The 4271-nt window shown below is 37.4% G+C and carries 4 protein-coding genes; 3 read left to right on the top strand and 1 reads right to left on the bottom strand.

Annotated elements, in window-relative coordinates; genetic code table 11:
- Positions 1-26: 26 nt before the first annotated feature.
- Positions 27-1427 (bottom strand): recombinase family protein, encoded by a 1401-nt coding sequence (locus AYJ08_RS03785; protein WP_064016651.1) that lies wholly within the window; start codon positions 1425-1427, stop codon positions 27-29.
- A gap of 663 nt (positions 1428-2090) precedes the next feature.
- Between AYJ08_RS03785 and AYJ08_RS23305 the strand changes: the two genes are divergently transcribed.
- The 3 genes from AYJ08_RS23305 to AYJ08_RS03775 all read left to right on the top strand — a co-directional run bounded on the left by AYJ08_RS23305 (position 2091) and on the right by AYJ08_RS03775 (position 3808).
- A complete protein-coding gene (locus AYJ08_RS23305) occupies positions 2091-2264 on the top strand; it encodes a hypothetical protein (RefSeq protein WP_231928992.1) in 174 nt (57 codons plus the stop codon).
- Positions 2265-2670: 406 nt separating this feature from the next.
- On the top strand, positions 2671-3114 hold the full coding sequence (locus tag AYJ08_RS03780; RefSeq protein ID WP_064016650.1) for a hypothetical protein: 444 nt from the start codon (positions 2671-2673) through the stop codon (positions 3112-3114).
- Between the two features lie 361 nt (positions 3115-3475).
- Positions 3476-3808 (top strand): hypothetical protein, encoded by a 333-nt coding sequence (locus AYJ08_RS03775; protein ID WP_064016649.1) that lies wholly within the window; start codon positions 3476-3478, stop codon positions 3806-3808.
- Positions 3809-4271: the final 463 nt, after the last annotated feature.

The raw sequence follows: 4271 nt of genomic DNA, 5'->3' as shown, positions 1-4271 counted from the left end.
TGGGGGAAATTACACATATAACAGGGTTAACGCATAGAATATTCGATGCGAATTTTCTTGTTTCGTCCGCGTTCTCGGTAAATAATAACTTTTTCGAGTAAACTATGAAGCAACTCTTTTTTGCGAAATACGTCTGCTAAATGATACTGTTCTCTGATATTGGTCATTTTTTTAATCTTGTGATATTTCTGCTCTGGGGTTTCCTCTTCTACATCATAATCATTGATGAGTTCTTGCAGTTCATTTTCCTTATGGTTCAAAGTGTTGATCTTTTCAAAAAGTGTTTCCTTTGGAATAGGATTGCTGTCGTCCATGAACACACCGTACCACTTTTCTTTTTGTATTTGGATTTTTGCTATCTCACCCCTGATTTTATCTAAATCTAATTCGACTTCTCTTTGATTTTTGACCTTTTCCAAGAAATATTTTTTTGATGTAATCAATCTTTCGATCTCGCCGAGGAGAAGGTCTAATATTCTCTGATCGTGGGTAATGCGGTTACAACCGAGACAACGATAATACGTCTTTTGATCGCGATGATCGTAGAACCCTTGCATATTGTGTTCTTCACAGTGCCCGCAACGTAGTATCCCTGTCAAAGGGAACTTTCCTTTCCTTGGCGATTGACCGGACTTTCCCTCCATTGTCTGTTTTGCCTTGGCGAACAATTGTTTTGAGATGATGGGAGGATGGTTATCCAGCACAATTTTATTACCCCATCGGTATACGCCTATGTACATGTCGTTCAACAGAATATCCCGAATGGAAATATGGTTCCAACGTTTGGCGATACGTGGACGCACATCCATTCCATTTAGTTGCTTAGCAATCGACCGATACCCAAAACCTTCCACGTACCATTGGTATATCTTTTCTACTATCTTTGCTTCCTGCTCAATGATTGTACATGTAAAATCTTTATCGAAGTGATAACCAAATGGGGAGTGCCCTCCAGGTTTCTTACCCTCATCAATCATCTGTTCAATGCCGAATTTCACACGCTCTGCTAAGTTCTCTCTTTCCCACTGTGCCAGAGCCGCAACAAGTGTAATGAATAGTCGCCCCATAGCTGTTGAGGTGTCATATACTTCAGTAGCTGATCTGAAAGCAACATCATGTTTGTCAAACATCTGCAGCAGTAAGTAAAGGTCAAGAACGGATCGAGTAAGTCGATCCAAGCGATACACTAGTACCATATCAAGGGTTCCTTTTTTGATATCCTTTAATAGACGTTGCATTTGCGGCCTTTGAATATCTTTTGCTGACCATCCTTCTTCGATATATTCCTCTACGATTTCCCAGCCTTGGCTTTTGCAAAATGCTCGGAGTCGTTCGCGTTGAGCTGGGATGGAGAAGCCTTCTTTTGCTTGTTCATCTGTTGAAACACGTACATAAATCGCTACTCTGGTGATTATTACTCTTTTCATCAAACTCACTTTCTCTCCATTTTATATACCTACCCATTTCAGTTGAAATACCGTTACGTAGACAAATCTCATCTGATGTTTCTCCGCATTGAATTCTGTCTTCGTGAATGAGCAATTTTACTGCGAATTCATTTGCCTGTCGTTCAAATTTACCTGATTGAAGAGTTGGTTTTGCTCGAGGAAATAATAGCCTAAATCTTAAGAGATTGTAAAAGGACAATTCGTTTTGTAACGTTTGACCAAGTTGTTTCTTGTTTCCTCCATTATTTACTCCTTAATTGATGTCGCTCCTGATGTCATGCTCCTAATTCTTTTTATGCTTATTCATTTTCCTTGCTTCCCAGAATAATCCGGCAAAACATTCATGATACACTGCCTATCATTTTTATCTAATGGAATCCGATCAAACATCAGATCCCCATTTTCTCAAGCATTCTAGGACGTTTTACTCCCAACAAGTCCGCCATTTGATCTTGGGTTAAATGCCGTTGTTCCTTAGTCTTGTTAAGGTTTTTCCGATTTTCATAAGTGCTTCCACCTAAGAGAGGATAAAATAATTATCAAAAATATGTTCATTTGGATTTACTAAAAAGATGTGAAACATACATGAGTGTTGTCCTCAACGAATCGTTGCATACATCTTCTACAAGGGGGATGGTGCTTATGGAAGATGGAAGAACGAGACCGGAAATTTGGGCAATTGGTAGACGGGAACCATCAAAAGAGGCTCTTGACCGATTCATTGAGATTTACCTTGATATTCTTGCAGAGAACGAGCGCAAAGGAAAAGAACTGGCCATGAAAGCTGAGAAGGATAGAGAATCAAGCGACTCCTGAGGGGGCGTAGAAAAGGACAATGATCTACACATTCCGTAATGAAGAGCTTCGTAAAGAACGAGAGATGATCATAAAACCTGATTATGAGAAAGAGCATAGTGTTTTGGGAGATGTTTAAAGTGTATAAGCGGTGAAACAAAACAAACATCCCAGTTCTAGATGTTAATGATAACCGAACGAACAGAGGACAAGCTTCTATACTAGACATATATATAATGTTCACTTGGAGTCTATATGGGATAGGCTATTCGATCAATCGGGTGGCTATTTTTATGTCAAGAAGGAATATACTCAGAATAACTATATTGAAAATGCAGAATTAACAGGTTATTATATATCCATAATCTTTTATGTAATTTTTTTACAATAAAGGTTTATTATTGGAATTAGGAGGAGGATGGTAAAAATGAAAGTTGGACGCAAGTTTTTAACTTCATTAATGGGATTGTCTCTGATGTTATCAGCAGGAGCGACAGGAGCATTAGCGAGTGAAAATGTAATCAACACACCAAACCAATTTCCACCAAGTATTAATAAGTCTGAAAAAAGTGTTCTTCCAGCAGATGTTGCACAGGAGAATTTTGTTAAAGATACACTTTACCATGCTTTTTACCAAGTGGGTCAAGGAAAAAAGAATGTGGTGGTTTATAATTTAAATCAAAGATATTCTCATAATCTACAAGGCATTCAAACATCTTATACAGTACGTTATGGTAACATTCTTTATGGAGTGTGGGTTTTCACAGATGGTGAATTCTGGAATAATGGGGATGGCGGATGGATTAACGGGGGGTATCAAGGTAGTTTTGATAGGTATGCAGGATATGTACGATTCCATAGAATAAGTTGAAATCCCGTTTTATAAAGAAGATATCACTATACATGATCCTCTTTTTGGATCATGTATTTTTTTATTGGAATCAAAAAATCTCCTACTAAAAATATGTTTGCTTAATGTTTACATCATGCTGCAATAAACTCTGTTTGAACCGTAGTTTCTGTAACATTAATAGGGAAAAGGTATGGAAGGATACAAGACGTGGGGCATAGTTCGACTTAGGATAAAACTTTCGATAATAACGATTTAACCTACCCAGAAGTCACCACTGGGAGGTATAAATACCATAAATTTAACATATAAAAAAATAACAAAATTTTCTTTAAAATATTAAGCATGTACTAAGCGAAACCAATTTAGAGGAGGAGTTCAAATGCCTCAACCATATTCTGTCCGAGTCTTTTATCCCAGACAAATGGGGCGAAGTGCAAAGAATATTAACATGCAAGGAGTAAATATTACGAATACTTCCGTTGTTTTAATCTCTGCAGCTCAATTCATACGAGGAGGACCACTCTTCAACCAAAATGCCAGACTAACAGTTCATGGTCCAGATGTGTATGTCACGAACATTAGTCCGCATGGTCCAGAGGGAGGACCTGATGGAGGTGTTGAGTTTATGTTGCACGTAAATTCAAACACTCCTATTGATGTTGCGGTAACAATCTCGGTATTTGGACCATTTGATAATTGGTTGATATTTTAGAGGAGAATTCAACAATTTATATAGATTTAAAGGTTAGTCACCTTGGTATATCAGGGGATATGAAATAGGCCTGTCTAGATCACTGACAGGCCTATTTGTCTTAATAGGATCATGCTTTAGAAATAAGAGAACTACTAATTTATTATAGGAATTAAAGAAATACATCTTCCAGTCTCAGAGATTTATAAGGACTGTAAAAGGGAATTTGATCCTGCCCTTTGATTACATGTTCACTTTGTGAAAAAGAGACAAGTCAATACTATTGTAATTGAAAATAAAATAAAGAAAGATATAATGGAAGACCGTCCGAATTTCCTAGGACGGTCTTTTACCTATTATATACAGCAACCTATTCCTGTAGGTTCCTTGAAAATCGTCCGCCTTCCCGCTAAGCACAATTTAACTACAAATCAAATAAAATGATGTGGATCATTTACCTGTTGTAAAGTTAACTTCAGATGGG

Origin of the sequence: Brevibacillus sp. SKDU10, from assembly GCF_001645205.1 — a bacterium.
In the GTDB taxonomy this organism is placed as follows: domain Bacteria; phylum Bacillota; class Bacilli; order Brevibacillales; family Brevibacillaceae; genus Brevibacillus_B; species Brevibacillus_B halotolerans.
Note: the sequence above shows the minus strand (reverse complement) of the source record. Positions and strands in the feature narration are given on the sequence as shown.